Annotated in this window: 23 protein-coding genes; 14 read left to right on the top strand and 9 right to left on the bottom strand. The window is 69.8% G+C overall.

The window, feature by feature from the left end; genetic code table 11:
• Positions 1 to 7 precede the first annotated feature (7 nt).
• Positions 8 to 991 (top strand): aldo/keto reductase, encoded by a 984-nt coding sequence (locus JWN68_RS17180; RefSeq protein ID WP_297741184.1) that lies wholly within the window; start codon positions 8 to 10, stop codon positions 989 to 991.
• Positions 992 to 1,058: 67 nt separating this feature from the next.
• Here JWN68_RS17180 and JWN68_RS17185 read toward each other — a convergent pair whose 3' ends face one another.
• Complete coding sequence (locus JWN68_RS17185) at positions 1,059 to 2,378, bottom strand: DUF2252 domain-containing protein (RefSeq protein WP_297741187.1); 1,320 nt, start codon at positions 2,376 to 2,378, stop codon at positions 1,059 to 1,061.
• Between the two features lie 168 nt (positions 2,379 to 2,546).
• Here JWN68_RS17185 and JWN68_RS17190 point away from each other — a divergent pair, with 168 nt between their 5' ends.
• Positions 2,547 to 2,753 (top strand): hypothetical protein, encoded by a 207-nt coding sequence (locus JWN68_RS17190; RefSeq protein ID WP_297741189.1) that lies wholly within the window; start codon positions 2,547 to 2,549, stop codon positions 2,751 to 2,753.
• Between the two features lie 38 nt (positions 2,754 to 2,791).
• Positions 2,792 to 4,447 (top strand): phospho-sugar mutase, encoded by a 1,656-nt coding sequence (locus tag JWN68_RS17195; RefSeq protein WP_297741192.1) that lies wholly within the window; start codon positions 2,792 to 2,794, stop codon positions 4,445 to 4,447.
• A gap of 13 nt (positions 4,448 to 4,460) precedes the next feature.
• Here JWN68_RS17195 and JWN68_RS17200 read toward each other — a convergent pair whose 3' ends face one another.
• Complete coding sequence (locus tag JWN68_RS17200) at positions 4,461 to 5,060, bottom strand: hypothetical protein (protein ID WP_297741194.1); 600 nt, start codon at positions 5,058 to 5,060, stop codon at positions 4,461 to 4,463.
• A 52-nt stretch (positions 5,061 to 5,112) separates the two neighbouring features.
• Here JWN68_RS17200 and deoC point away from each other — a divergent pair, with 52 nt between their 5' ends.
• The 3 genes from deoC to JWN68_RS17215 are packed head-to-tail and all read left to right on the top strand — an operon-like array spanning position 5,113 to position 8,432.
• The gene (gene deoC / locus JWN68_RS17205) at positions 5,113 to 6,093 is read left to right on the top strand and encodes a deoxyribose-phosphate aldolase (protein ID WP_297741197.1); all 981 of its coding nucleotides are present in this window, start codon (positions 5,113 to 5,115) and stop codon (positions 6,091 to 6,093) included.
• A 12-nt stretch (positions 6,094 to 6,105) separates the two neighbouring features.
• Positions 6,106 to 7,569, top strand: a complete 1,464-nt coding sequence (locus tag JWN68_RS17210; protein ID WP_297741199.1) for an aldehyde dehydrogenase family protein — start codon at positions 6,106 to 6,108, stop codon at positions 7,567 to 7,569.
• Positions 7,569 to 8,432, top strand: a complete 864-nt coding sequence (locus tag JWN68_RS17215) for an aldehyde dehydrogenase family protein (protein WP_297741201.1) — start codon at positions 7,569 to 7,571, stop codon at positions 8,430 to 8,432. The genes JWN68_RS17210 and JWN68_RS17215 overlap by 1 nt, the downstream gene beginning before the upstream one ends.
• A gap of 56 nt (positions 8,433 to 8,488) precedes the next feature.
• Here the strand turns inward: JWN68_RS17215 and JWN68_RS17220 are convergent, their stop codons facing one another.
• On the bottom strand, positions 8,489 to 10,177 hold the full coding sequence (locus JWN68_RS17220) for a substrate-binding domain-containing protein (RefSeq protein WP_297741204.1): 1,689 nt from the start codon (positions 10,175 to 10,177) through the stop codon (positions 8,489 to 8,491).
• Between the two features lie 146 nt (positions 10,178 to 10,323).
• On the opposite strand from JWN68_RS17220, the gene JWN68_RS17225 reads away from it, so the two are divergent.
• The gene (locus tag JWN68_RS17225; RefSeq protein WP_297741206.1) at positions 10,324 to 10,935 is read left to right on the top strand and encodes an ATP-binding protein; all 612 of its coding nucleotides are present in this window, start codon (positions 10,324 to 10,326) and stop codon (positions 10,933 to 10,935) included.
• Positions 10,932 to 11,519, top strand: coding sequence for a hypothetical protein (locus JWN68_RS17230; RefSeq protein WP_297741208.1), 588 nt, complete (start codon positions 10,932 to 10,934; stop codon positions 11,517 to 11,519). The genes JWN68_RS17225 and JWN68_RS17230 overlap by 4 nt, the downstream gene beginning before the upstream one ends.
• Here JWN68_RS17230 and JWN68_RS17235 read toward each other — a convergent pair.
• A complete protein-coding gene (locus JWN68_RS17235) occupies positions 11,479 to 12,561 on the bottom strand; it encodes an adenosine deaminase (RefSeq protein WP_297741211.1) in 1,083 nt (360 codons plus the stop codon). The two genes, JWN68_RS17230 and JWN68_RS17235, sit on opposite strands and share 41 nt — an antisense overlap.
• Before the next feature lie 18 nt (positions 12,562 to 12,579).
• On the opposite strand from JWN68_RS17235, the gene JWN68_RS17240 reads away from it, so the two are divergent.
• The gene (locus tag JWN68_RS17240; RefSeq protein ID WP_297741213.1) at positions 12,580 to 13,032 is read left to right on the top strand and encodes a MaoC family dehydratase; all 453 of its coding nucleotides are present in this window, start codon (positions 12,580 to 12,582) and stop codon (positions 13,030 to 13,032) included.
• 25 nt (positions 13,033 to 13,057) lie between these two features.
• Here the strand turns inward: JWN68_RS17240 and JWN68_RS17245 are convergent, their stop codons facing one another.
• Together JWN68_RS17245 and JWN68_RS17250 are read right to left on the bottom strand one after the other, a co-directional pair.
• The gene (locus tag JWN68_RS17245) at positions 13,058 to 14,338 is read right to left on the bottom strand and encodes a thymidine phosphorylase (protein ID WP_297741215.1); all 1,281 of its coding nucleotides are present in this window, start codon (positions 14,336 to 14,338) and stop codon (positions 13,058 to 13,060) included.
• Between the two features lies 1 nt (position 14,339).
• On the bottom strand, positions 14,340 to 14,726 hold the full coding sequence (locus JWN68_RS17250; protein ID WP_297741218.1) for a cytidine deaminase: 387 nt from the start codon (positions 14,724 to 14,726) through the stop codon (positions 14,340 to 14,342).
• A gap of 147 nt (positions 14,727 to 14,873) precedes the next feature.
• On the opposite strand from JWN68_RS17250, the gene JWN68_RS17255 reads away from it, so the two are divergent.
• The 4 genes from JWN68_RS17255 to JWN68_RS17270 all read left to right on the top strand — a co-directional run bounded on the left by JWN68_RS17255 (position 14,874) and on the right by JWN68_RS17270 (position 20,137).
• Positions 14,874 to 15,986, top strand: coding sequence for a BMP family ABC transporter substrate-binding protein (locus JWN68_RS17255; RefSeq protein ID WP_297741220.1), 1,113 nt, complete (start codon positions 14,874 to 14,876; stop codon positions 15,984 to 15,986).
• A gap of 97 nt (positions 15,987 to 16,083) precedes the next feature.
• Positions 16,084 to 17,598, top strand: coding sequence for an ABC transporter ATP-binding protein (locus JWN68_RS17260; RefSeq protein ID WP_297741222.1), 1,515 nt, complete (start codon positions 16,084 to 16,086; stop codon positions 17,596 to 17,598).
• A complete protein-coding gene (locus tag JWN68_RS17265; RefSeq protein ID WP_297741225.1) occupies positions 17,595 to 18,848 on the top strand; it encodes an ABC transporter permease in 1,254 nt (417 codons plus the stop codon). Before JWN68_RS17260 ends, JWN68_RS17265 begins: the two co-directional genes overlap by 4 nt.
• Positions 18,845 to 20,137 carry an ABC transporter permease gene (locus JWN68_RS17270; protein WP_297741227.1) on the top strand — a complete coding sequence of 431 codons (1,293 nt, stop codon included), beginning with the start codon at positions 18,845 to 18,847 and terminating at the stop codon, positions 20,135 to 20,137. The genes JWN68_RS17265 and JWN68_RS17270 overlap by 4 nt, the downstream gene beginning before the upstream one ends.
• A 30-nt stretch (positions 20,138 to 20,167) precedes the next feature.
• Here the strand turns inward: JWN68_RS17270 and JWN68_RS17275 are convergent, their stop codons facing one another.
• Positions 20,168 to 21,367, bottom strand: coding sequence for an amidohydrolase (locus tag JWN68_RS17275; protein ID WP_297741230.1), 1,200 nt, complete (start codon positions 21,365 to 21,367; stop codon positions 20,168 to 20,170).
• A gap of 48 nt (positions 21,368 to 21,415) precedes the next feature.
• Here JWN68_RS17275 and JWN68_RS17280 point away from each other — a divergent pair, with 48 nt between their 5' ends.
• Positions 21,416 to 21,682: a hypothetical protein gene (locus tag JWN68_RS17280; RefSeq protein WP_297741232.1), complete on the top strand. Its 267-nt coding sequence runs from the start codon at positions 21,416 to 21,418 to the stop codon at positions 21,680 to 21,682.
• Here the strand turns inward: JWN68_RS17280 and meaB are convergent.
• Positions 21,662 to 22,651: a methylmalonyl Co-A mutase-associated GTPase MeaB gene (gene meaB / locus JWN68_RS17285; protein ID WP_297741235.1), complete on the bottom strand. Its 990-nt coding sequence runs from the start codon at positions 22,649 to 22,651 to the stop codon at positions 21,662 to 21,664. The genes JWN68_RS17280 and meaB overlap by 21 nt on opposite strands.
• On the bottom strand, positions 22,651 to 24,344 hold a 1,694-nt coding region (gene scpA, locus JWN68_RS17290; protein ID WP_297741238.1), incomplete at its 5' end, for a methylmalonyl-CoA mutase. The genes scpA and meaB, both read right to left, overlap by 1 nt.

Raw genomic sequence — 24,344 nt, forward strand, 5'->3', positions numbered from 1 at the left:
TCCTCCCATGACCACTCAGCAGAGACAGCTCGGCGACCTGACCGTCTCGGCCCTCGGCCTCGGGTGCATGGGAATGAGCGAGTTCTACGGCACTGCCGACGACCAGCAGGGCATCGAGACGATCCATCGCGCCCTCGACCTCGGCGTGACATTCCTCGACACGGCCGACATGTACGGCCCGTTCACCAACGAGCGGCTTGTCGGCAGGGCGATCGCCAGCCGCCGGGACGAGGTGCAGCTCGCCACCAAGTTCGGCAACGAACGACTTCCCGACGGGACCCGGTTGGGCATCAACGGCAGTCCGGAGTACGTCCGCGCAGCCTGCGACGCCAGCCTGCAGCGGCTCGGGGTCGACCACATCGACCTCTACTACCAGCACCGTGTCGACCAGAGCGTCCCGATCGAGGAGACGGTCGGCGCCATGGCGGAGCTGGTCGCCGCGGGCAAGGTTCGCCACCTCGGCCTGTCCGAGGCGGCCCCGGAGACCATCCGGCGCGCGCATGCCACCCACCCCGTCACAGCCCTGCAGACGGAGTACTCGCTCTTCACCCGCGACCTCGAGGACGACATCCTGCCGGTCCTCCGGGAGCTCGGCATCGGGCTCGTGCCCTATTCGCCCCTCGGTCGAGGGATCCTCACCGGCGCGCTCACGCCGGGCTCCCTCGCCGCCGACGACTCCCGCAACAGCGCCTACTTCCCCCGGCTCAACGGCGAGGGCCTGAAGGCCAACCTCACGCTCGTCGACCGGTTCCGCGCGCGCGCCACCGCGAAGGGGTGCACGCCGGGTCAGCTCGCCCTCGCGTGGGTGCTGGCCCAGGGCGACGACGTCGTGCCGATCCCCGGCACCAAGCGGGTGACCTACCTCGAGGAGAACGTCGGGGCACTCGACGTGGAGCTCAGTGACGACGACCTCGTCGCGCTGGATGCCGCCGTACCGCGCGACGCAGTGGTCGGCGCCCGGTACGGCGACATGTCGAGCATCGACGCCTGAGACTGGCCGGGTCGAGTGATCGGCCCCACCGTGGATGGAGCCACTTCATCACTCGACTCGGCGGAACTCAGGTCGCGGCGATCCCCATCCGTCCCTCGCGGAAAGCATCGACGAACATCGTGTGGTCCTCCCGGACCCGCATGGCGTAGTCGATGCCCCACTGGCACAGCCACTCGTTGAACTCGCGCCGCCGACCCTTCAGGGAGTCCACGATCGCCTTCTCCACCTGGATGTCGACGAGGTCCTGCTCGCTGTCCTCGTCGGAGGCGCAGTGGACCTTCGCAGTGGCCCGCCCGAGAAGCTCGACCACCGCCTGCATGTCCTCGGGCTCGTTGATGTTGGCCCAGTCGAGGTCGACCTCGTAGGGCGACATCTCCCGCACGACGTAGCCGATCCCGTCGAGGAGGGTGTGACCGAGCAGGGGGTCGGTATGGACCTGGAGCGCGCGCTGGCTGACCGCGGTCCGGTGCCCCTCGTGCTCGAAGTAGTCGTCCACCTCGGCGGAGTCGACGAAGCGCGACACCGCCGGGATGTTGGCCTGCTTCATCGACAGCACCACGTCGTTGTCGAGCGCCTGGCTGTAGCCCTCGACGAGGACGTTGTAGGCCGGCAGGCCGGCGCTGCCGATGCCGAAGCCGGACATCCCGACGACGTCGCGCAGCTCGTAGAACAACGACCGGTCGAAGCGCTTGGACTCCGGGATGGTCTCCAGGTAGTCGCGGAAGGCGGCCACCACCTTCCTCCGCTCCTCCCGATCCAGCCGGCGGGCACCGCCGTCGTCGGCGAAGCGGCGCACCCCCTTGGTCAGCACCGTCACCTCGTCGAGCAGGTCGGCGCGCCGCAGGCAGCGCGCACTCTCCAGGGCGACCAGCACCGGGCCGTCGGCGTTGTCGAGGTTGATGCCGAAGTCGTCGTCGTCGTCGGTCCGCGCGTAGTGGTCGACCTGGGCGAGGTAGGAGCGCAGGTAGCGCGCGATCAGCTTGCGCACGGCGTCCTCCGGCAACGCCTTCTGCCAGCCGATCAGGGCCAGGGACGCGACGAACCGCTGCAGGTCCCACACGTAGCGCCCGAGGTAGGCCTCATCGAAGTCGTTGACGTCGAAGATGAGCCGGCCGTCGGAGTTGAGGTAGGTGCCGAAGTTCTCGACGTGCAGGTCGCCGTGGATCCAGATGCGCTCCGACCCGTGGTCGCACCAGTCCTCGGACTCCTGGGTGACGTCGTTGTAGAACAGGCAGGCCGAACCGCGGTAGAAGGCATGCGGGTCGAGCGCCATCTTGCGGTACTTCGCCCGGAAGGCCACCGGGTCGGCGCGCATCAGCGGCGCGAACGCCTCCCGGATGACGTCGACGATGGTCTCCGTGCGCCCCGACGTGTTCACCCGTGCCATGGCCGCACTCTAGGCCCCGCCCTGTGGCCGCGCCCGTTGACAGTCGCCCGAGAGCAGGGGTTTGGTGGCGTGAGTACGCCGCCAGCGACCCACCGGCCGAGGGGGACCCGATGCCCGAGGACCAGCAGCAGGAGCCCAGCACGGACTCCACCTCGACGTCCTCGGGAGATGCCGGACCCGGACGACGTCCCCCAGGAGACGATCGAGCGGCTCGATGCCGAACGCGAGGAGCGCCTGGACCCCGACAACCGATCGGAGAACGTGGAGGTCGACAACACGGACCGGACGTTTGATCCCGACGCGGGCCGTTTCACCGACGACCCCGACCACGACCCCGAGGACCAGCCCTTCGCAGACGGCGGCAACGAGGCCTGAGCGCACCGGCGGCGGCGGCGGAGCGATAGCGTCGGGCCATGACTGAAGCCAGCACCGCCCCCGATCTGCTGACCCGCGCCCGCGCCTGGGCCGCGGAGGACCCGGACCCGCAGACCAAGGCCGAGCTGGAGCAGGTCATCTCCGACGTCGAGACAGGGGGCGACCCCTCTGACCTCGCCCACCGGTTCGCCGGGACCCTCGAGTTCGGGACGGCTGGCCTGCGCGGCGCGCTGGGCGCGGGGTCCAACCGGATGAACAGGGTCGTCGTGACCCGCGCTGCGGCCGGCCTTGCGGCGTACCTCCAGGACACCGGGCACCGCGGTGGCAGCGTGGTGATCGGCTACGACGCCCGCCACAACAGCGACGTCTTCGCGCGCGACACCGCGGAGGTGATGACCGGCGCCGGGTTCAAGGCGCTGGTGCTGCCCCGTCCGCTGCCCACGCCCCTGCTCGCCTTCGCCATCCGCGAGCTCGGGTGCGCGGCGGGAGTGATGGTGACGGCCAGCCACATCCCGCCGCAGGACAACGGCTACAAGGTCTACCTCGGGGACGGCAGCCAGATCGTGCCGCCCGCCGACCGCGAGATCGCCGCCCGGATCGACGCCGTCGGTGCCCTGGCGGACGTGCCGCGCGGCAACACGGGCACTTCTGTCCGCGAGGAGATCGTGGACAACTACCTCGACACGGTGGCCGACCTCGCGACCGACGGTCCGCGCGACCTCACGATCGTCTACACGCCACTGCACGGCGTGGGCGGCACGTCCGTGGTCCAGGTCCTTGAGACGGCCGGCTTCGACGCCCCCCACGTCGTGGCCCAGCAGGAGCACCCCGACCCCGACTTCCCGACGGTTGCATTCCCCAATCCCGAGGAGTCCGGGGCGATGGACCTCGCCATGGCGCTCGCCGCACAGAAGTCCGCCGACATCGTGGTGGCCAACGACCCGGACGCGGATCGCTGCGCCGTTGCCGTCCCCGGCGCCCACGGCTGGCGCATGCTGAGCGGGGACGAGGTGGGCGCGCTTCTCGGGCACCACCTGCTGAGCACAGGCCGCACCGGCACCTACGCCAACTCGATCGTCTCCTCCAGCCTGCTGGGCAAGATGGCGGAGGCAGCGGGGCAGCCCCACGAGGAGACCCTCACCGGCTTCAAGTGGATCAGCCGTGCCCCGGGCCTCACCTTCGGCTACGAGGAGGCGCTCGGCTACTGCGTCGACCCCGAGCACGTGCTCGACAAGGACGGCGTCTCCGCCCTGCTGCTCGTCTGCGAGATCGCGGCCCGCGCCAAGTCGGAGGGCCGCACCCTCGACGACCTCCTCGACGACATCGCTGCCGAGCACGGGCTCCATGCCACCGACCAGCTCTCCGTCCGCTTCGACGACCTGACCGCCATCCCGGCGACCATGCAGCGGCTGCGGAACACCCCGCCCGGGAGCCTCGGCGGTCTCGCGGTGGAGCGGATCGACGACCTGTCCGAGGGCAGCGCCGCCCTCCCGCCCACCGACGGGCTGCGGTTCGCACTGGCCGGCGGGGCCCGGGTGATCGTCCGGCCGAGCGGCACCGAGCCCAAGGTGAAGTGCTACCTCGAGGTCGTCGTCCGGGTCGACCCGGAGGACGGTGTCGGCGCCGCCCGGATCGCGGCGGCCGGCCGCCTCGACGCCATCAAGGGCGACCTCAGGATCGCCGCGGGGCTCTGACCTCTCGCACGACTCAGAGCAGGAACGAGGCCACCAGCGCCAGCACCGAGGCCACGATCAGGACGATCGGCAGCCAGGCAGGCCGGCGGCGTACGCCTGCCGCCAGGGCCAGCTGCTCATCGGAGAGCAGGGTCACCCCCGCGGTCGCCCTGGCTTGCTCCATCCGGTCGCGGATCTCCTTCTCGACGTAGTCCACGTAGTTGACCTCGGTGATCGGCAGGTCGGCGTCCTTCCGCGTCGCGGGCTTGTCCCCGACCATCGCCTTGCGCCACGACCGGCCGAGTGCGGGCGAGACGTAGCGCTTGTCCCCCGCCCGGACCGCCAGCACCTGGCGTACGGCGAGGGCCTCGATGGCCGCCAGGGGCAGGCGTACGGTCTCGACGACGTTGCGCATCACAAGGTCCTCGGAGGTGACCGAGAGGCGGGGCCACAGCATCGTCGCCCAGCCGAGGACACCGACCAGGACAGCTCCGGAGACGACCTCTGCGGGCAGCTCCCCGGGGTCGGCCAGGGCGATCCCCGCCACCACCAGGACCCCGATCATCGCGAGACTGCCCATGATCAGCCCACTCGTCGGGCGGAAGCGCAGCTCGTCGTCCTGGTCGTGCGGCATCGTGCTCCTCAGTGTTTTCCAGCCTTGGCCGATGCAACCCTATGCTGGGTCGGTGACGACAACTTCTGCCACGACGGGGAGTGCAGGGGACTTCGACGACATCACCTCGTCCGAATCCTCGCTGCGCCGATTCCTCCATGGGCTGCCCGGTGTCGACCAGGTCGGTGCAGAAGCCCGGGCGGCTGGACTCGGCACTCGCTCCATCAAGACCACGGCCAAGAACTTCGCCATCGACCTCGCCATCCGGATGGTCGACCTGACCACCCTCGAGGGCCAGGACACCCCGGGCAAGGTCCGGGCGCTGGCCTCCAAGGCCATGCGGCCCGACCCGGCCGACGCCACCTGTCCGCGGGCCGCGGCCGTCTGCGTCTACCCCGACATGGTCGCCACCGCCAAGCAGACGCTGGGAAGCTCCGGCGTCAAGGTCGCAGCCGTGGCCACCGCGTTCCCCAGCGGCCGGGCAGCACTCGACATCAAGCTGGCCGACACCCGTGACGCCGTCGAGGCCGGGGCCGACGAGATCGACATGGTCATCGACCGTGGGGCCTTCCTCTCCGGTCGCTATCTCCAGGTCTTCGACGAGATCGTCGCCGTACGCGAGGCGTGCGCCACCCCCGACGGGGGAAGCGCGCACCTCAAGGTGATCTTCGAGACCGGCGAGCTGCAGACCTACGACAACGTCCGCCGCGCCTCGTGGCTGGCGATGATGGCGGGCGCCCACTTCATCAAGACCTCGACCGGCAAGGTGCAGCCCGCTGCCACGCTGCCGGTCACGTTGATCATGCTCGAGGCCGTGCGCGACTTCCGCGACCAGACCGGCCAGATGATCGGGGTCAAGCCCGCTGGCGGCATCCGGTCCTCCAAGGACGCCATCAAGTACCTCGTCATGGTCAACGAGATCGCCGGCCCCGACTGGCTCGACCCCGACTGGTTCCGGTTCGGGGCGTCGACGCTGCTCAACGACCTGCTCATGCAGCGCACCAAGATGACGACCGGCCGCTACTCCGGCCCCGACTACTTCACCCTGGACTGAGGCGACACACACATGGTCAAGGTTCCCGAGCGGGCCACCGCGTTCTTCGAGTACGCCCCGGCCCCCGAGTCGCGGGCCATCGTCGACATCAAGGCGTCGTACGGCCTCTTCATCGACGGCGAGTTCGTCGACGGGCACGGCACGAGCTTCAAGACGATCAACCCCGCCAGCGAAGAGGTCCTCGCCGAGGTCGCCGAGGCCGACGAGGCCGACATCGACCTCGCGGTCCGGGCCGCGCGGCGCGCCCACACCCGAGTGTGGGGCCGCATGCCCGGCAGCGAGCGAGCCAAGTACCTCTTCCGCATCGCCCGGATCATCCAGGAGCGTGGGCGCGAGCTCGCGGTCCTGGAGTCCATCGACAACGGCAAGCCGATCAAGGAGTCGCGCGACATCGACATCCCCGTCGTCGCGGCGCACTTCTTCTACTACGCCGGCTGGGCCGACAAGCTGTCCTACGCCGGTCTCGGCACGGACCCGAAGCCGCTCGGAGTGGCGGGCCAGATCATTCCGTGGAACTTCCCCCTGCTCATGCTCGCCTGGAAGATCGCACCCGCACTCGCTGCCGGCAACACGGTCGTCCTCAAGCCGGCCGAGACCACCCCGCTCACCGCCCTGCTCTTCGCCGAGATCTGCCAGCAGGCCGACCTGCCGCCCGGGGTCGTCAACATCGTCACGGGCGCCGGCGCCACGGGGCGCGCGATCGTCGCTCACCCCGACGTGGACAAGATCGCCTTCACCGGCTCGACCGACGTCGGCAAGGCCATCGCCCGTGCGGTCGCAGGATCGAAGAAGAAGGTCACCCTCGAGCTCGGGGGCAAGGCCGCCAACATCGTCTTCGACGACGCGCCGATCGACCAGGCGATCGAGGGCATCGTCAACGGGATCTTCTTCAACCAGGGTCACGTCTGTTGTGCCGGGTCGCGCCTCCTCGTGCAGGAGTCGGTCGCCGAGGAGGTCCTCGAGCGGTTGAAGCGCAGGATGTCCACGCTGCGCGTGGGCGACCCCCTCGACAAGAACACCGACGTCGGGGCCATCAACTCTGCCGAGCAGCTGGCCAAGATCCGCGAGCTCTCCGACGTCGGCGAGCAGGAGGGCGGCGAGCGATGGTCGCCGGCATGCGACCTGCCGGCCAACGGCTTCTGGTTCCCGCCCACCCTCTTCACCGGCGTCACCCAGGCCCACCGCATCGCCCGCGAGGAGATCTTCGGACCGGTCTTGTCGGTCATCACGTTCCGCACCCCGGCGGAGGCCGTGGAGAAGGCCAACAACACGCCGTTCGGACTGTCGGCCGGAGTGTGGACCGACAAGGGCTCCCGCATCCTGTGGATGGCCAACCAGCTCCGTGCCGGCGTGGTGTGGGCCAACACGTTCAACAAGTTCGACCCGACCGCACCGTTCGGTGGCTACAAGGAGTCGGGCTACGGCCGCGAGGGCGGGATCCCCGGCCTTGCCACGTACTTGAAGGGAACCGGCTGATGGCTCGCCTCGACGTCAAGAAGACCTACAAGCTCTACATCGGCGGCGCCTTCCCGCGTTCGGAGTCGGGACGCACCTCGGTGGTCAACGACGCCCAGGGCAACCTGCTCGCCAACGCGGCGAAGGCGAGCCGCAAGGACGCCCGCGACGCGGTGATCGCCGCCCGCAAGGCCTTCGGTGGCTGGTCCTCGGCGACCGCCTACAACCGTGGCCAGGTGCTCTACCGCATCGCCGAGGTGCTCGAGGGCCGGCGTGACCAGTTCGTCGCCGAGCTCCGCGCCACCGAGGGCATCACCGCCGCCAAGGCCACCACCTACGTGGACGCCGCCATCGACCGGATCGTCTGGTACGCCGGCTGGGCGGACAAGATCACCCAGGTCGTCAGCACCGCCAACCCGGTTGCCGGGCCGTTCTTCAACCTCTCCTCCCCCGAACCGACCGGGGTCGTTGCCGTGGTGGCGCCGAGGGGTCCCCTGCTCGGGCTGGTGAGCGTCGTCGCCCCCGTCATCGCGACGGGCAACACCTGTGTCGTGATCGCCAGCGAGGCCCACCCGCTGACCGCGATCACGCTCGGCGAGGTGATGGCCACCTCCGACCTTCCGGGCGGCGTGGTCAACATGCTCACCGGCTCGGTGGCCGAGATCGCTCCGTGGCTCGCCTCCCACATGGACGTCAACGGGATCGACCTGACCGGAGTCGCCGATCCCGAGCTGGCGGCCGCGCTCGAGACGGCGTCGGCTGACAACCTCAAGCGAGTGCGCCGCGCACCCGAGGTGGCAGTCGACTGGCTGGCCACGCCCGGGATCGACCGGCTGACCGACTGGCTGGAGACGAAGACGGTCTGGCACCCCATCGGGGTCTGACCACCGGAACAACACGCGGCATGGCCCGCGACGTCACGTCGCGGGCCACCAGCCGATCAGTCGCGCGAGAGCAGCGCGGAGGCCAGGATGGTCAGCATGTCCTCGGTCTTGAGGACCTGGTAGGCCCCGCTCCCGCTCCCCTCGGGTGCCGCGGCAATCTCCTCGAGGGCGGCGAGGTCGGCCTCGTCGGCGAGACCCATCAGGATGATCTTCACCGGCTTCTCGGGGTCGTACAGCTGGCGCAGCTCACGCTTGAGCTCGTTCAGCGAGATGCCGTCGGGGTCGTCGTCGGGCCCGTCGCTGAAGACCACCACCGAGTTCTCGTAGTACTCGTTGTAGAGGCGGTTGGCCTCCTCGTACGCCGCCAGGATCGAGTCGTAGAGACCGGCACCACCACTCGTGTGGGACGGCAGCTGGTTGGCCCGCTGGCGGACCAGGTCGACGTGGACCCCCTGGGCCTTGCCCAGCGGCGCGTCGAGGCGGCTCAGCGGGGCCAGCTCGCGCCAGTCCTGCCCGTTTGCCTCCTGGTTGGTGGAGAAGGACCGCAGGCCCAGCCGGACTGCATCGGGGAAGATGTCGAGGGCCGTCAGCGAGGCGTCCACCGCGAGCTGGATCCGGGTGGTGTTGCCGAACACGGTGCCCATCGAGTCAGACGTCTCGACCAGGGCGAGGATGCTGGACGGCACGATCAGGCTGTTCCAGCTCTTCATCACCGCGTCGACCTGGGTCTTGTCGACGGGCGGCAGCTGCTCCTCGTCGCTGATGCCCTCACCGTCGGGCAGCGGCGCGCCGTCCGGGCCACGAAGCTTCTCCGCCGCGATGGCCGCGATGCCCTCGTCAGTGGTGAACCACTTGGCGAGACGTTCTCCGGTCCGGCCGGCGACGTCCAGGGATCCGGTGCTGACGGCGATACCGCCACTACCCGCGGAGGGCTGGACGAGGGGATAGCTCAGCAGGCCGACGCCGGTGGCGGGTGCGACCCACTCCAGGGCGGAGTTGCCGCGTTCGGCGATCAGGAAGTCCTGCTCGGTGACCGGCAGGAGCCTGTCGTTCCCCGCCTCGAGGTTGTCGATGTTGAGCCTGCCGACCTTCTGGCGCGCCAGGTCATCGCCGAACTGCTGGGCGACCGGCACGACCTCGCCCTCCGCGGCGGTGACGTCACCCTCGACGAAGGGCGTGAGCAGTGCGAGCGCGGAGGCACCGCTGGCCTTGGGGTCCGACATCACCAGACGCGGTGATGCCAGGGCCTCCAGCCAGGAAGCGGGAGCCTCGTCGGCTCGACCGCTCGCGAAGGCGACGGGGCTGGTGGCCAACGACGGCACCAGGACCTTGCCGGTACGACCAGCGTCGGTGACTACGCTCTGCCAGGCGGGCGAGTCGGGCACCCACAGATCGGGGAGCACGTCCTCCTCGCCCTCGTCCAGCTCTTCCTGCTCGGCGGCGACCTGGGCGACCGTCGCGGTAATGACCCGGAGCTCGATGCACTGCCCGTTGTCAGGGAGCGCCTCGACAGCATCGTCGACGAGGTCGGTCATGGCGGGTGCGACGGCCACGGTCACGAGGGTGACCTTGCAGTTGGCATCAACAGCCGCCGTGCCTCCATCGCTCTGCATGGCGACCCAGGCAGCCGCCGCGAGCAGCACCAGCACGAGGCCGAAGAGCGCGTAGCGGTACGGTCGGGAAGCCGACTGGGTCGACTCACGGTCGACCGTCTCGGACGTGGTGGTGGTGTGAGCGCCGAACATGCAGGGTGCCTCTCAGTGCTGAGATGAGGATGTGCGCTGACGATAGGTCTTCGCCAGACCCGCGGTAGGCGGAATGCACAAACTCCCTGTCCCCTTAGACGCAGGTCACATCGGGGCCGGGCCGGGCCACCGTCACAATGAGTCCCGTGCGCGCCCATGTGATCGTCCTTGCCGGACCCAGCGGAGCCGGCAAGTCCCGTCTGGCGGAGCGGCTCGGCCTACCGGTCCTGAGGCTCGACGACTTCTACAAGCAGGGCGACGACCCGACCCTGCCGAGGATCACGGACGGGGCCAACGCGGGGCTGGTCGACTGGGACCACACGGACTCGTGGAACCGGACGGCCGCACTGGCTGCGATCGCCGAGCTGTGCTGGACGGGCCACACCGACGTACCCGTGTATGACATCTCCAGCAGCAGGACCACCGGCACCCAGGCACTCGGGCTGGCAGGCGGCACGGCGTTCGTCGCCGAGGGGATCTTCGCCCAGGACATCGTCGAGGAGTGCCGGGACCGCGACTTCCTGGGACGCGCCGTCTGCGTCACGCAGCACCCGCTGTTGACCTTCGTACGCCGTCTGCGCCGCGACCTCGCCGAAAGGCGCAAGCCACCGCTCGTCCTGCTCCGACGGGGCTGGCACCTGATGCGGGACCAGCGACGGATCGTCGACGCCGCGCGTGCGGCCGGTTGCCAGGTGCTGACGTCCGACGAGGCCCATGCCGAGCTGAGCCGACGCTACGCGCGAGGGCCTGCCGAGTGAGCATCAGCGAGACCGGTCGTCTGGTGCTGGGTCGCCAGTTCCAGCAACCGGACCGGCGCAGCTGCGGCGCGGCCGTCGCGGTGATCGCCGAGGCCTTAGGCAACGACCACTACGCGCGCCGACTGCTGGCGGGAGGCGACGAGGAGTTCGGTTCCGAGGTCATCGGCATGCATCGCCGGATCACCGGGCTCATCGACGTGTCCGGCAACGTGCAAGCACCATGGTCACGGGCCGTCGGCACTCCCCCGTGGGCACTGGCCCGGCAGCTCGGACGCGGATCGCGACGGCATCGAGTGGTGCCCGCCAGGCTCCGTCCCGGGGCCGCCTGGGCCGCGATGAACACCGGCCTCGCCCGCGGCCTCGTCGTCCCGGCCTACGTCGGCGATCGCTGGGCACCCCGGCACGTCGTGCTGGCCCTCGAACAGGGGGAGGACGCCGTACGCATGTATGAACCGTCGTCCGGACGGGTGGTCCAGGTCCCCCGGGAGGAGTGGATCGAGGGGCGCCTCCGGCTCGCCAGGTGGTCGCAGGCCTGGTTGGTCCTCAACGTGCCCCGTCGATCAGCGCGGCATAACCGGGCTTGACGACGTCGTTGATGATCGCGAGTCGTTCGTCGAAGGGGAGGAACGACGACTTCATCGCGTTGATCGTGAACCAGCGCAGGTCCTCGAACGAGTAGCCGAACGCCTCCACCAGCCCGAACATCTCGTCGGTCATGGAGGTCTGGCTCATCAAGCGGTTGTCGGTGTTGACCGTGACCCGGAAGCGCAACCGCGTGAGCAGCCCGATCGGGTGCTCGGCGATCGACTCGGCGGCCCCCGTCTGGACGTTGGACCGTGGGCACATCTCCAGCGGGATGCGCCTGTCCCGCACGTATGCCGCCAGGCGACCGAGCTCGACCGAGCCGTCGTCGGCCACCAAGATGTCGTCGACGATGCGCACGCCGTGACCCAGCCGCGCGGCACCGCACCACTGGATCGCCTCCCAGATCGAGGGCAGGCCGAACGCCTCGCCCGCGTGGATGGTGAAGTGCGAGTTCTCCCGGCGGAGGTACTCGAAGGCGTCGAGGTGGCGGGTGGGCGGGAACCCCGCCTCCGCGCCGGCGATGTCGAAGCCCGCGACACCGCGATCGCGCCACGCGACGGCCAGCTCCGCGATCTCCCTCGAACGCGCCTGGTGACGCATGGCGGTGAGTAGCTGGCGGACGACGATGCGGCCGCCCGCAGCGGCCACGCCCTCGTCGATGCCCTCCTTCACCGCTGCCACCACCTCGTCCAGCGTCAGCCCCTGCTCGACGTGCTGCTCGGGGGCGTATCGGACCTCGGCATAGACCACTCCGTCCGCTGCCAGGTCCTCGACGCACTCGCGCGCGACCCGCGTGATGGCCGCCCCGGTCTGCATCACGGCAACGGTGTGGTCGAAGGTCTCCAGGTAGCGCACCAGCGACCCCGAGTCCGCCGACTCCACGAACCACTGGCCGAGCCCCGCCGCGTCGTCGACGGGCAGGGTGTGCCCGCACTCGGAGGCCAGGTCGATGATGGTCTGCGGCCGGAGGCCTCCGTCGAGGTGATCGTGCAGCAGGACCTTGGGGGCGCGACGGACGTCGTCGAATGAAGGGGTGCTCATGCCCCTATCCTTCCAGCCATGCGCACTTTCACCACGCTCGACGAGGTGGCCGACTCCGCCAACACCGACCTGGGCACCACGGACTGGCTGGTCGTCGACCAGGAGCGGATCAACCTCTTCGCGGACGCCACCGGCGATCACCAGTGGATCCATGTGGACGAGCAGCGCGCCCAGGACGGACCGTTCGGGACGACGATCGCGCACGGCTTCCTGACCGTCAGCCTGCTCCCCTGGTTCAACGTGCAGTCCTTCCAGCTCGAGACGCCGGGGGCTCGGCTCAACTACGGACTGAACAAGGTGCGCTTCCCGCACCCGGTCCCGGTCGGCTCGCGGCTGCGTTCGCACGTGTCGTTCGGCGACGTCACGGACCTCCCCGCCGGCAAGCAGCTGATCATCAAGCACACGCTGGAGATCGAGGGCGTGGACAAGCCCGCCTGCGTCGCCGAGCTGGTGGTCCTGCTGCTGCCCTGAGGGACCCCCTCGGGCTCGGGGAGGCTCAGTCGATCCGGTCGATGATCAGGTCCGGGGCGGTGAACGTGCCCTCGCCGATGTCGAAGCCGCTCTCGAGCGACTCCAGGGCCCGGTCGAACCGCTCGGGTTCGTCGGTCAGCAGGGTGAACAACGGCTCGCCCTGGGTGACCCTGTCGCCCGGCCGGGCGTGCCACACGACACCGGCACCGGCCTGGACCGGGTCCTCCTTGCGAGCACGACCCGCCCCCAGGCGCCAGGCCGCGAGTCCGACCGCCATGGCGTCGAGCCGCGTGAGCGTGCCGGTGCTCGGCGACGTGACGACGTGCGACTCGCGCGCCACGGGCAGCGCCGCCTCGGGGTCTCCCCCCTGAGCATTGATCATCGCTCGCCATACGTCCATGGCCGAACCGTCCGCGAGCTTGCCGGCCGGATCGACGTCGGTCACGCCGGCCGCGGTGAGCATCTCGCGCGCCAGGGCGAGCGTCAGCTCCACCACGTCTGCGGGTCCGCCGCCCTGCAGCACCTCGATGGACTCCACAACCTCGATGGCGTTGCCTGCCGTCAGGCCGAGCGGCGTGTTCATGTCGGTCAGCAGCGCGACGGTGTTGACCCCGGCGTTCGTGCCGAGCCCGACCATCGTCTCGGCCAGCTCGCGCGCTCGCGCGACGTCCTTCATGAAGGCGCCGGTCCCGACCTTCACGTCGAGCACGAGGGCACCGGTCCCCTCGGCGATCTTCTTGGACATGATCGACGAGGCGATCAGCGGGATCGCCTCCACGGTGCCGGTCACGTCACGCAGCGCGTAGAGCTTCTTGTCGGCGGGCGCGAGGCCGTCACCTGCTGCGCAGATCACCGCCCCGACCGACTCGAGCTGGGCGAACATCTCCTCGTTGGAGAGCGTGGCACGCCAGCCCGGGATGGACTCCAGCTTGTCCAGCGTCCCCCCGGTGTGGCCCAGCCCGCGACCCGAGAGCTGGGGTACGGCGACTCCGCACGCCGCGACCAACGGAGCCAGCGGCAGCGTGATCTTGTCGCCCACACCACCGGTCGAGTGCTTGTCGGCCGTGGGCCTGGACAGCGCGGAGAAGTCCATGCGCTCCCCGGAGGCGATCATGGCCGCGGTCCAGCGGGCGATCTCGCGGGGCACCATCCCGTTGAGCAGAATGGACATGGCCAACGACGACATCTGCTCGTCGGCGACGTCACCGCGGGTGTAGGCGGCGATCACCCAGTCGATCTGGCTGTCGCTCAGCTCGCCCTTGTCGCGCTTGGCGGTGATCACCTCGACGGCGTCGTGGGGGGCCATGTCACATGTCCTTCAGGTCGTCGGGGCCGAAGGCCTGGGGCAACACCTCGGCCATGGTGCGGACGCCCTCCGGCGTCTCGATGAGGAGCTCGGCTCCGCCGTGCTCCCAGAGGAGCTGTCGGCAGCGGCCGCACGGCATGATCACCTCGGCGGCGCCGTTGACGCACACGAAGTGGGTCAGCCGCCCGCCTCCGGTGGCGTGCAGGGCGGACACGAGCCCGCACTCCGCACAGAGCGTTGCGCCGTACGCCGCGTTCTCCACGTTGCAGCCCACCAGCAGCCGTCCGTCGTCGGCCAGGGCGGCAGCGCCGACCGGGAAGCGGGAATAGGGGGCGTACGCACGTCGCATCGCGGTGACCGCCTCGGCGCGCAATTGTGTCCAGTTCATCGTCGCCAACTATGGCGCATCGGGTCACCGGGAGGTCACAGACGGGTACGTATTGGCGCGTATGCCTTCCCCCCCGGGTGCCGCGGGGGCATCATTCACTCCGATACCTGGCCCCACCCTGGGGACGGTTCGAGTATGGAGGCATCTGTGAGGAACACGAGAAGGGTCGTCGCTGGCGGCATCATGGCGCTCCTGGCGACCGCGTCACTGGCCGCATGTGGCGACGCGCCGGAGGAAGAAAAGACCGGCGGGACCGGATCCGACGGCGAGACAACAGCGGCAGCGAGTGACTTCGTGCCCTGCATCGTCTCGGACGCGGGGGGCTTCGACGACAAGTCGTTCAACCAGCTGGGCTTCGAAGGCGCTACGCAGGCCGCGGACGAGCTGGGTGTCGACCTCATCGACGTCGAGTCCAACAGCGAGAACGACTACGCGCCCAACCTGGAGAGCCTGGTCGCCGAGGGCTGCAACGTCATCGTCACGGTGGGCTTCGCCCTGTCGGCGGCCACGGTGGACTCCGCCAAGGCCAACCCCGACATCGACTACGTCCTCATCGACGACGCGGCGGACAACGACTTCGACGGCACCAAGGACGCCGACAACGTCAAGCCGCTGCTCTACAACACGGCCGAGGCCGCGTTCCTGGCCGGCTACGCCGCTGCGGACTACAGCAAGACCGGTGTCGTCGGTACGTACGGCGGCATGGAGTTCCCGACCGTCACGATCTTCATGGACGGCTTCAAGCAGGGTGTCGACTACTACGCCGAGACCAAGGGCAAGGACGTCAAGGTCGTCGGTTGGGACGGCAAGACCGGTTCCTTCACCGGTGGCTTCGAGGCCAACGAAGCGGCCACGAGCACGGCTCGTCGTCTGATCGACCAGGACGCCGACGTCCTCCTTCCGGTGGGTGGCCCGATCTACCAGGGCGCGCTCACCGCGATCGAGGACTCCGGCAAGGACATCGTGATGCTCGGTGTCGACGCCGACGTCTACGAGACCGACCCGAACACCCAGGACGTCATCCTGACGTCGATCCTCAAGGGCATGAAGGTCTCGACCTACGAAGCGATCATGGCCGCCGGTGAGGACAGCTTCGACACCGAGGCCTACATCGGCACGCTCGAGAACGAGGGCGTGGGCATCGCCCCGTTCCACAACTTCGAGGACAAGGTCTCCGAGACGCTTACGGCCGAGCTGGACGAGGTCAAGGCGGGCATCGTCGACGGCTCCATCGAGGTCAAGTCCTACTTGGCTGAGTGACGAACCTGTCGCAGCACTAGTCGCGAGGGAGGCTGGCCCGTAGGGCCAGCCTCCCTCTGCACGTCCGTGGCCGCCCCGATGCATAGGATGCCGACCCATGAAGCTCGTCCTTCGAAACATCACCAAGAGATTCGGGTCGCTGGTCGCCAACGACGACATCTCGCTCGAGGTGTTGCCCGGTGAGGTGCACTGCCTGCTCGGTGAGAACGGCGCGGGCAAGTCCACGCTGATGAACGTGCTCTACGGGCTGTACCAAGCCGACGAGGGCGAGATCGTGCTGGACGACGTCGTCCAGCACTTCTCGGGGCCCGGCGACGCCATGGCGGCCGGCATCGGCATGGTGCACCAGCACTTCATGCTGATCCCCGTCTTCACGGTCACCGAGAACGTCATGCTCGGCAACGAGTCCACCGGCTTCGCCGGCACGCTCGACGCCGACGCGGCTCGCGAGCGCGTGCGGGAGATCTCCGCGCGGTTCGGCTTCCACGTCGACCCCGACGCGATCGTCGAGGAGCTGCCCGTCGGCGTCCAGCAGCGGGTCGAGATCATCAAGGCGCTCTCGCGGGACGCCGAGATCCTGGTCTTCGACGAGCCGACCGCGGTCCTTACTCCGCAGGAGACCGACGAGCTGATGGAGATCATGCGCCAGCTCAAGGAGGCCGGGAAGGCCATCGTCTTCATCACCCACAAGCTCCGCGAGGTCCGTGCCGTCGCCGACCGCATCACGGTGATCCGACGCGGCGCGGTCGTGGGCGAGGCGCAGCCCACCGCCACCAACGCCGACCTGGCAGCGCTCATGGTCGGGCGTCCGGTCGAGCTGACGGTGCACAAGGACGCCCCCCAGCTCGGCGACGAGTCACTGGTGGTAAAGGACCTCCGCGTCGTCGACGCGCTCGGCCACGTCCACCTCGACAGCATCAGCTTCGAGATCCGGGCCGGCGAGGTGCTCGCGGTGGCCGGCGTCCAGGGCAATGGGCAGACCGAGCTCACCGAGGCGCTGGTCGGTCTCCAGGACCACGTCGAGGGCTCGATCAAGCTGGACGGCAAGGAGCTGGTCGGCAAGTCCGTCCGGCGCATCCTCGACTCCGGCGTCGGCTTCATCCCGGAGGACCGCCAGGCAGACGGTCTGGTCGGCGGCTTCTCCATCGCCGAGAACCTCATGCTCAACCGCAGCTTCCGCTCACCCTTCGTCAAGCGCGGCGCGCTCCGCGGCGACGCGCTCGAGGCCTTCGCGCGCGAGAAGCTGCAGGAGTACGACGTCCGCGCCCCCGACATCCACACCCATGCAGGCAAGCTCTCGGGCGGCAACCAGCAGAAGGTGGTCGTCGCCCGCGAGCTCTCGCGCGACCTGCGCCTCCTCGTGGCCGCCCAGCCCACGCGTGGCGTCGACGTCGGCTCCATCGAGTTCATCCACAAGCAGGTCATCGCCACGCGTGACCGGGGGATCCCGGTGCTGGTCGTGTCCACGGAGCTGGACGAGGTCGTCGCCCTGGCCGACCGGGTCATGGTGCTCTACCGCGGACAGGTCGTCGGCATCGTGCCCGGCGACACACCCCGCGAGACCCTCGGACTGATGATGACCGGCGAGCGACCGAAGGACGTGGTCGCGTGAGCGGCACCGAGACCCCTCCCCCCGCACCGCACGCGCAGAAGCCGACGCCCGAGGGCGAGGAGGCCTCCGGCGCGCGCCCGCAGGGCCCCAGCCGATCACAGTCGGTGCTGCGCGAGATCGCCTCCGGCAACGCCCTTGCCGGCGTCCTGGCCGTCTTCCTGGCCGTGCTCGTGGGCTCGGTGATGATCGCGCTGACCGACGAGGAGGTCCGCGCGTCGGCGGGCTACGTCTTCGCCCGACCGGGTGACTTCCTCCAGGCCACCTGGGACGCGATCTGGGGTGCCTACACGGCGCTGTTCCGCGGCGCCGTCTACAACGACCGCGTCGACGACTTCGCCACCCAGATCCGCCCGCTCACCGAGACCTTGAAGTTCGCCGGGCCGCTCATCGCCGCCGGGCTCGGGGTCGGCCTGGCGTTCCGCGCCTCGTTGTTCAACATCGGTGGGCGCGGCCAGATGCTCCTCGCGGGCGCAGCCGCTGGCTGGGTCTCCTTCACCTTCGACCTGCCGATGATCGTGCACCTGCCGCTGGCCATCCTCGCCGCCATGCTGGCGGGTGCCCTGTGGGCCGGGCTCGCGGGTCTGCTCAAAGCTCGCACCGGCGCCCACGAGGTGATCGTGACGATCATGCTCAACTACGTCGGCTACTACCTCGTCTTCTACGCCCTGAGCCGTCAGGGCCTGCTCCAGGCCCCGGGCTCGAGCAACCCCAAGTCCGCGCCGGCCAAGGAGTCGGCGATCCTGCCGGACGTCCTGGGTGAGCGGTTCAACCTCCACCTGGGCTTCGTGCTGGCTCTCGTGGCGGTCGCAGGGGTGTGGTGGCTCCTCAACCGCTCGACGCTCGGCTACCGCATCCGGGCCGTCGGGGAGAACCCGACCGCGGCCCGGGCCTCCGGGATCGACGTGGGTCGGACCTACGTCGTGGTGATGCTGATCGCCGGGGCGCTCGTCGGCCTGGCCGGTGCCAACCAGGTCCTCGGGACGGTGACCAGCGGCGTCACCACCGACCTCGATGCCGGCATCGGCTTCGACGCGATCACCGTGGCGCTCCTAGGCCGGTCCCGGCCCCTGGGCATCCTGGGTGCCGGACTCCTCTTCGGCGCCTTCAAGGCGGGTGGCTTCTCCATGCAGGCGTCGGAGGGCATCCCGGTCGACATCGTGCTCGTCGTGCAGTCCCTGATCGTCCTCTTCATCGCCGCACCGCCTCTGGTGCGCGCGATCTTCCGGCTCCCCGCCAAGGAGGCGAAGTGAGCACCACCGCCGGCCTGTCCCCCGCCCCCCGCACGAGGGGCCCGGTCGTCGCCACCGTGACCGTCGTGAGCCGCAAGACGCTGGTCATCCTCGGCGTCCTCACCCTGGGCCTGGCTCTCATCCTCGCCACCTCGGCCGAGACGGGCGAGACGACCTTCCGCCTCGCGGCCGACTCCGACTTCGTCACGCTCCCCGAGCTGACCGTCCCCTCGCTGCGCACGGCCTGGATCCTCGCCGCTGTGTGTGCGCTGCTGACCGCCGAGTCGCTCCGTCGCTACGTCGCCGGGCGGCCGACCCCCGCGTGGGCCGTCATCGCCTTCGCGGTCGCCTGGATGGCGGGCTTCCTGACCTGGGCCTCTGCGGGCGGCTCGGTGCCGGTGGTGGGACTCCTGGCGGGGTCACTGGCACTCGCCGTACCCCTCGTCTTCGGCGCCCTCGGCGGCGTCCTCGGCGAGCGGGCCGGTGTCGTCAACATCGCGATCGACGGTCAGCTCCTCCTCGGTGCGTTCGCGGCGGCCATCGTGGGCTCGGCGACCGGCTCGCCGTGGGCGGGACTGGCCGCGGCCATGCTGGCCGGCGCTCTCGTGGCGGTCGTGCTGGGCGTCTTCGCGATCACCTACCTCGTCGACCAGGTGATCGTCGGGGTGGTGCTCAACGTCCTCGTCATCGGCCTGACCAGCTTCCTGTTCAGCCAGGTCCTGGCCCCCAACGCCGCCACGCTCAACTCTCCCCCGCGCTTCCCGCGCGTGCCGATCCCGCTGCTGGGGGAGGTCCCTCTCATCGGGCCGATCTTCTTCCGCCAGACCGTGATCGTCTACCTCCTCTACATCGCGGTCGCGCTGGTGACGTTCGCGCTCTACCGCACCCGGTGGGGCCTGCGCGTCCGTGCCGTCGGTGAGCACCCGAAGGCCGCTGACACGGTCGGCATCAAGGTCAACCGCACCCGCTACCGCACCATCATCCTGGCCGGTGCCATCGCCGGGATGGGTGGCGCGTTCTTCACCCTGGTCTCGGTGCCGCAGTTCAACCGCGAGATGACCGGTGGCGCGGGCTACATCGCGCTGGCAGCCGTGATCTTCGGCAAGTGGGACCCGGTGCGCGCGACCCTCGCTGCGCTGCTCTTCGGGTTCGCGTCGAACCTGCAGGGTGTCCTGGCGGTCCTGGGGTCGCCGGTGCCCAGCCAGTTCATGCTGATGCTGCCCTACGTCATCACCATCTTCGCGGTGGCCGGACTGGTCGGCCGGTCACGACCCCCCGCCGCAGACGGCGTGCCCTACCAGAAGGAGTAGGCCGCCCGGCATCAGTGGGCGGCGGCAGCCTCAGGCCGTGAGGGAGGCGACGGCTGCCTCGGCGAGCACGCGGGCCGCGATCCCGGTCGAGCGCTCATCGATGCGTAGGTTGCCCTGATGCAGGTCGAAGGTCGGGCCACCCGGTGTCCGGGTGCCGAGGCGGGCCATCGAGCCCGGGATCCGGTCGAGGTACCAGCCGAAGTCCTCGCCGCCGAGGCTCTGACTGGTCGAGACATGGCCGTGGACGCCGAGCACGCGCTCGATGGCTCCCGCGAGGACGGCAGTGGCGTCGACGTCGTTGACGACGGGCGGCACTCCACGCTGGTAGGTCACCTCGGCAGAGACGCCGTACGGCGCAACGATCTGGCCCACGAGGGTCCGCACGAGGTGCTCGGCATCGGCCCAGGCCACCGCGTCGAGCATGCGAACCGTGCCGGAGAGCTGGCCGCGCCCAGGGATCACGTTGGGGGCCGAACCTGCCTGGACCATGCCCCACACGACGCTGACCCCGGCGCGGGGGTCGAGGCGGCGGCTGAGGATCGCCGGCAGCTCGGTGATCAGCTTGCCGAGGGCGAAGGTGAGGTCCTCGGTGAGATGGGGACGGCTCGTGTGCCCGCCCTTGCCCCCGACCCGCACGAGCAGCGAGTCCGCGGCTCCGGTGAGCGGTCCCTCCCGCAGGCCGAGGCGACCGACGTCCAGGCTGGGGTCACAGTGCAGGCCGAAGACGTGGTGCACGTCGTCCAGCGCGCCCGCCTGGATGAGGTGCAGGGCGCCCCCGGGCATGATCTCTTCGGCCGGCTGGAACAGCAGGCGGACGCGTCCGGGCAGCAGTCCACGTGCGTTGACCTCGTCGAGCGCGAGAGCGGCTCCCACAAGACCGGCGGTGTGCACGTCGTGGCCGCACGCGTGCGCGACACCGGGCACGGCGCTGGTCCAGGGGTCCTTGGTGAGGTCTTCGACCGGAAGCGCGTCGAGGTCGGCGCGGAGCGCGACGCGCCGCTCGCCCGTGCCCAGCTCGGCGATGATGCCCCCACCGGTCACGGCGTTGAGGTGCCAGTCGGTGGCTGCCAGGGCGTCGAGCACCTTCTGGGTAGTCCGCGACTCGCCCCACGCCAGCTCGGGGTGCGCGTGGATGTCGCGGCGGAGCTCGATCAGGTGGTCGGCGTACTTCTCGACGACGCCAGCGATGACGCCGCTCGGTTCGTCGGCTGTGGCGGGGTTGTCGGGCATGATCCCCCCAGCGTAGTTCAGCGGTTGTCAGGACAGGGGGATACCAGCATGTTGGGGTGGGAGCCCGTCAGCCTCGGCCGGAGCGGAGACGTCGTCCGACGCAGCCCGGACGGTTCGGCGTACGCGAAGACAAGTGACGTCGCCGATCAGTTCGATCGCCTGCGCCGGCTCGCCTCGGTCGACTTCCCCGCACCCCGGGTCCTGGACCTCGACGCCTCGGCCCTGTCGACGACCCTGACGATGAGTTCTTCTGACGAGGGTGGCACAGCCACATTCGCCGCCGGGGAATGTGGGTCACTCACCGCCAGCGGGTGAGTCGTAGGCCGCGAGGAGGCGGTCGGCGGCCATGGGAGCGGGGAGCTCGCCGGCGAGCACCGCGGCCCGGACCTCGTCGCGGATCGCGGCAACACCCGGCGAGCGACGCAGGCGCTGGTCGAGCTCGTCTCGCACCAGGGCCCAGGTGAAGTCGAGCTGTTGCCCGGCGCGCTTCCTGGCCAGTCCGGACTCCCCCAGGTGCTCGCGGTGGGCCAGCACGCGGGTCCACACCTCGTCGACGCCCACGTCGTTGAGTGCCGAGCAGGTCACGACCGGGGGCGCCCACTCCCCGCGACCGCGGACGAGCCGCAGCGCACCTGCCAGGTCACGGGCGGCCACCCGCGCCTCCTGCTCGCGGTCGCCGTCCGCCTTGTTGACCGTGATGACGTCGGCGATCTCGAGGATGCCCTTCTTGATGCCCTGGAGCTGGTCACCGGTCCGGGCGAGGGTGAGGAAGCAGAAGGTGTCGACCATGCCGGCGACGGTGACCTCGGACTGGCCGACCCCCACCGTCTCGACCAGCACGACGTCGTAGCCGGCGGCCTCGAGCACCAACATCGCCTGGGTGGTCGCTCGCGCGACGCCACCGAGGGTGCCTGCGGACGGCGAGGGCCGGATGAAGGCGTGCGGATCCACCGACAGGCGCGCCATCCGGGTCTTGTCGCCGAGCACGGACCCGCCGGTGCGGACCGAGGACGGGTCCACGGCGAGGACCCCGACCCGGTGGCCGGCAGCCGTCAGCTGGGAGCCGAGGGCCTCGATGAAGGTGGACTTGCCGACCCCGGGCACCCCCGAGATGCCCACCCGGACAGCCGAGGGCGCACCTGCCAGCGCCGCCAGCAGCTCCCGGGCAGCGACGCGGTGCTCGGGCCTGGACGACTCGACGAGGGTGATGGCCCGCGACACCGACGCTCGCCGGCCGGCGCGGATGCCCTCGAGGAGGGTGGGGACGTCAGGCGGACCGAGCATCAGGAACGCAGCCGCGCCAGCAGGTCGAGCGCCGAGTCGGCGATCACCGTGCCGGGCAGGAACACCGCCGCGGCGCCCATGTCCTTGAGGGTCTGTACGTCGTCGGGCGGGATGACCCCGCCGATGACGACCATGATGTCGTCGCGGCCCTGGTCGGCGAGCGCCTGCTTCAAGGCAGGCAGCAACGTCAGGTGACCCGCCGCGAGCGACGAGACGCCGACGATGTGCACGTCGGCGTCGATCGCCTGCTGGGCGACCTCCTCAGGCGTGGAGAAGAGCGGGCCGACATCGACGTCGAAGCCGAGGTCGGCGAAGGCGGTGACGACGACCTTCTGGCCGCGATCGTGACCGTCCTGGCCCATCTTGGCGACGAGGATGCGCGGGCGGCGACCCTCGGCGGCCTCGAACTCGTCGGTGGCGGCGAGCACCTCGGCCACCTTGCCGCCGGCTCCGCTCTCGGCCTCGTCGCGATACACGCCGCTGATCGTACGGATCACGGCCTGGTGACGGCCGTAGACCTTCTCCAGCGCGTCCGAGATCTCGCCGACGGTGGCCTTGGCCCGGGCTGCGTCCACCGCGAGCGCGAGGAGGTTGCCCTCGAGCGAGCCCCCTCCGACCGCCCCGGCCTCGGCTGAGGCGGTGAGGGCGTCGAGCGTGCGGCGTACGTCGTCATCATTGCGCTCGGCGCGCAGCCGCTCCAGCTTGGCGACCTGCTGCTGGTAGACGTCGTCGTTGTCGACGCGGAGCACGTCGAGCTTGTCCTCCACGGGCAGGCGGAAGGTGTTGACGCCGATCACCTTCTGGGTGCCGGCGTCGATGCGCGCCTGGGTGCGGGCCGCGGCCTCCTCGATGCGCATCTTGGGGATGCCCTGCTCGATGGCCTTGGCCATGCCGCCCGCCTGCTCGGCCTCCAGGATGTGCGCCCATGCGCGTTCGGCCAGGTCGTGGGTGAGCCGCTCGACGTAGTAGGAACCGGCCCACGGGTCGATGATCTCCGTCGTCCGCGACTCCTGCTGGAGCAACAGCTGGGTGTTGCGGGCGATGCGGGCGGAGAAGTCGGTCGGCAACGCGATCGCCTCGTCCAGCGCGTTGGTGTGCAGGGACTGCGTGTGGCCCTGGGTCGCGGCCATCGCCTCGATGCACGTGCGGCCGACGTTGTTGAAGACGTCCTGGGCGGTCAACGACCACCCGGAGGTCTGCGAGTGGGTGCGCAGCGAGAGCGACTTGGGGTTCTGCGGGTTGAAGTCGCGCACCAGCCGGGCCCACAGTGCACGGGCCGCGCGCAGCTTGGCGACCTCCATGTAGAAGTTCATCCCGATGGCCCAGAAGAAGCTGAGGCGCGGTGCGAACTGGTCGATGGTCATGCCGGTCTCGAGCCCGGCGCGGATGTATTCCACGCCGTCGGCCAGCGTGTAGGCCAGCTCGAGGTCGGCCGTCGCCCCGGCCTCCTGGATGTGGTAGCCCGAGATCGAGATCGAGTTGAACCGCGGCATCCGCTGCGAGGTGTAGGCGAAGATGTCGCTGATGATCCGCATGCTCGGCAGCGGCGGGTAGAGGTAGGTGTTCCGGACCATGAACTCCTTGAGGATGTCGTTCTGGATCGTCCCCGCGAGCTGTTCGGGCTTCACCCCCTGCTCCTCGGCCGCCGCGATGTAGAGGGCGAGCACCGGCAGGACGGCGCCGTTCATCGTCA

It is taken from the genome of Nocardioides sp. (assembly GCF_025964975.1).
GTDB lineage: Bacteria > Actinomycetota > Actinomycetes > Propionibacteriales > Nocardioidaceae > Nocardioides.

Bases quoted from the DNA above. Each gene is read 5' to 3' on its own strand.
- JWN68_RS17235 (WP_297741211.1), bottom strand. From the start codon at position 12,561: ATGAGCACCCCTTCATTCGACGACGTCCGTCGCGCCCCCAAGGTCCTG.
- JWN68_RS17275 (WP_297741230.1), bottom strand. From the start codon at position 21,367: ATGCCCGACAACCCCGCCACAGCCGACGAACCGAGCGGCGTCATCGCT.
- JWN68_RS17185 (WP_297741187.1), bottom strand. From the start codon at position 2,378: ATGGCACGGGTGAACACGTCGGGGCGCACGGAGACCATCGTCGACGTC.
- JWN68_RS17200 (WP_297741194.1), bottom strand. From the start codon at position 5,060: ATGCCGCACGACCAGGACGACGAGCTGCGCTTCCGCCCGACGAGTGGG.
- JWN68_RS17250 (WP_297741218.1), bottom strand. From the start codon at position 14,726: ATGAACTGGACACAATTGCGCGCCGAGGCGGTCACCGCGATGCGACGT.
- JWN68_RS17195 (WP_297741192.1), top strand. From the start codon at position 2,792: ATGACTGAAGCCAGCACCGCCCCCGATCTGCTGACCCGCGCCCGCGCC.
- meaB (WP_297741235.1), bottom strand. From the start codon at position 22,651: ATGCTCGGTCCGCCTGACGTCCCCACCCTCCTCGAGGGCATCCGCGCC.
- JWN68_RS17210 (WP_297741199.1), top strand. From the start codon at position 6,106: ATGGTCAAGGTTCCCGAGCGGGCCACCGCGTTCTTCGAGTACGCCCCG.
- JWN68_RS17280 (WP_297741232.1), top strand. From the start codon at position 21,416: ATGTTGGGGTGGGAGCCCGTCAGCCTCGGCCGGAGCGGAGACGTCGTC.
- JWN68_RS17180 (WP_297741184.1), top strand. From the start codon at position 8: ATGACCACTCAGCAGAGACAGCTCGGCGACCTGACCGTCTCGGCCCTC.
- JWN68_RS17220 (WP_297741204.1), bottom strand. From the start codon at position 10,177: ATGTTCGGCGCTCACACCACCACCACGTCCGAGACGGTCGACCGTGAG.
- JWN68_RS17260 (WP_297741222.1), top strand. From the start codon at position 16,084: ATGAAGCTCGTCCTTCGAAACATCACCAAGAGATTCGGGTCGCTGGTC.
- JWN68_RS17190 (WP_297741189.1), top strand. From the start codon at position 2,547: ATGCCGGACCCGGACGACGTCCCCCAGGAGACGATCGAGCGGCTCGAT.
- JWN68_RS17240 (WP_297741213.1), top strand. From the start codon at position 12,580: ATGCGCACTTTCACCACGCTCGACGAGGTGGCCGACTCCGCCAACACC.
- JWN68_RS17245 (WP_297741215.1), bottom strand. From the start codon at position 14,338: ATGGCCCCCCACGACGCCGTCGAGGTGATCACCGCCAAGCGCGACAAG.
- JWN68_RS17215 (WP_297741201.1), top strand. From the start codon at position 7,569: ATGGCTCGCCTCGACGTCAAGAAGACCTACAAGCTCTACATCGGCGGC.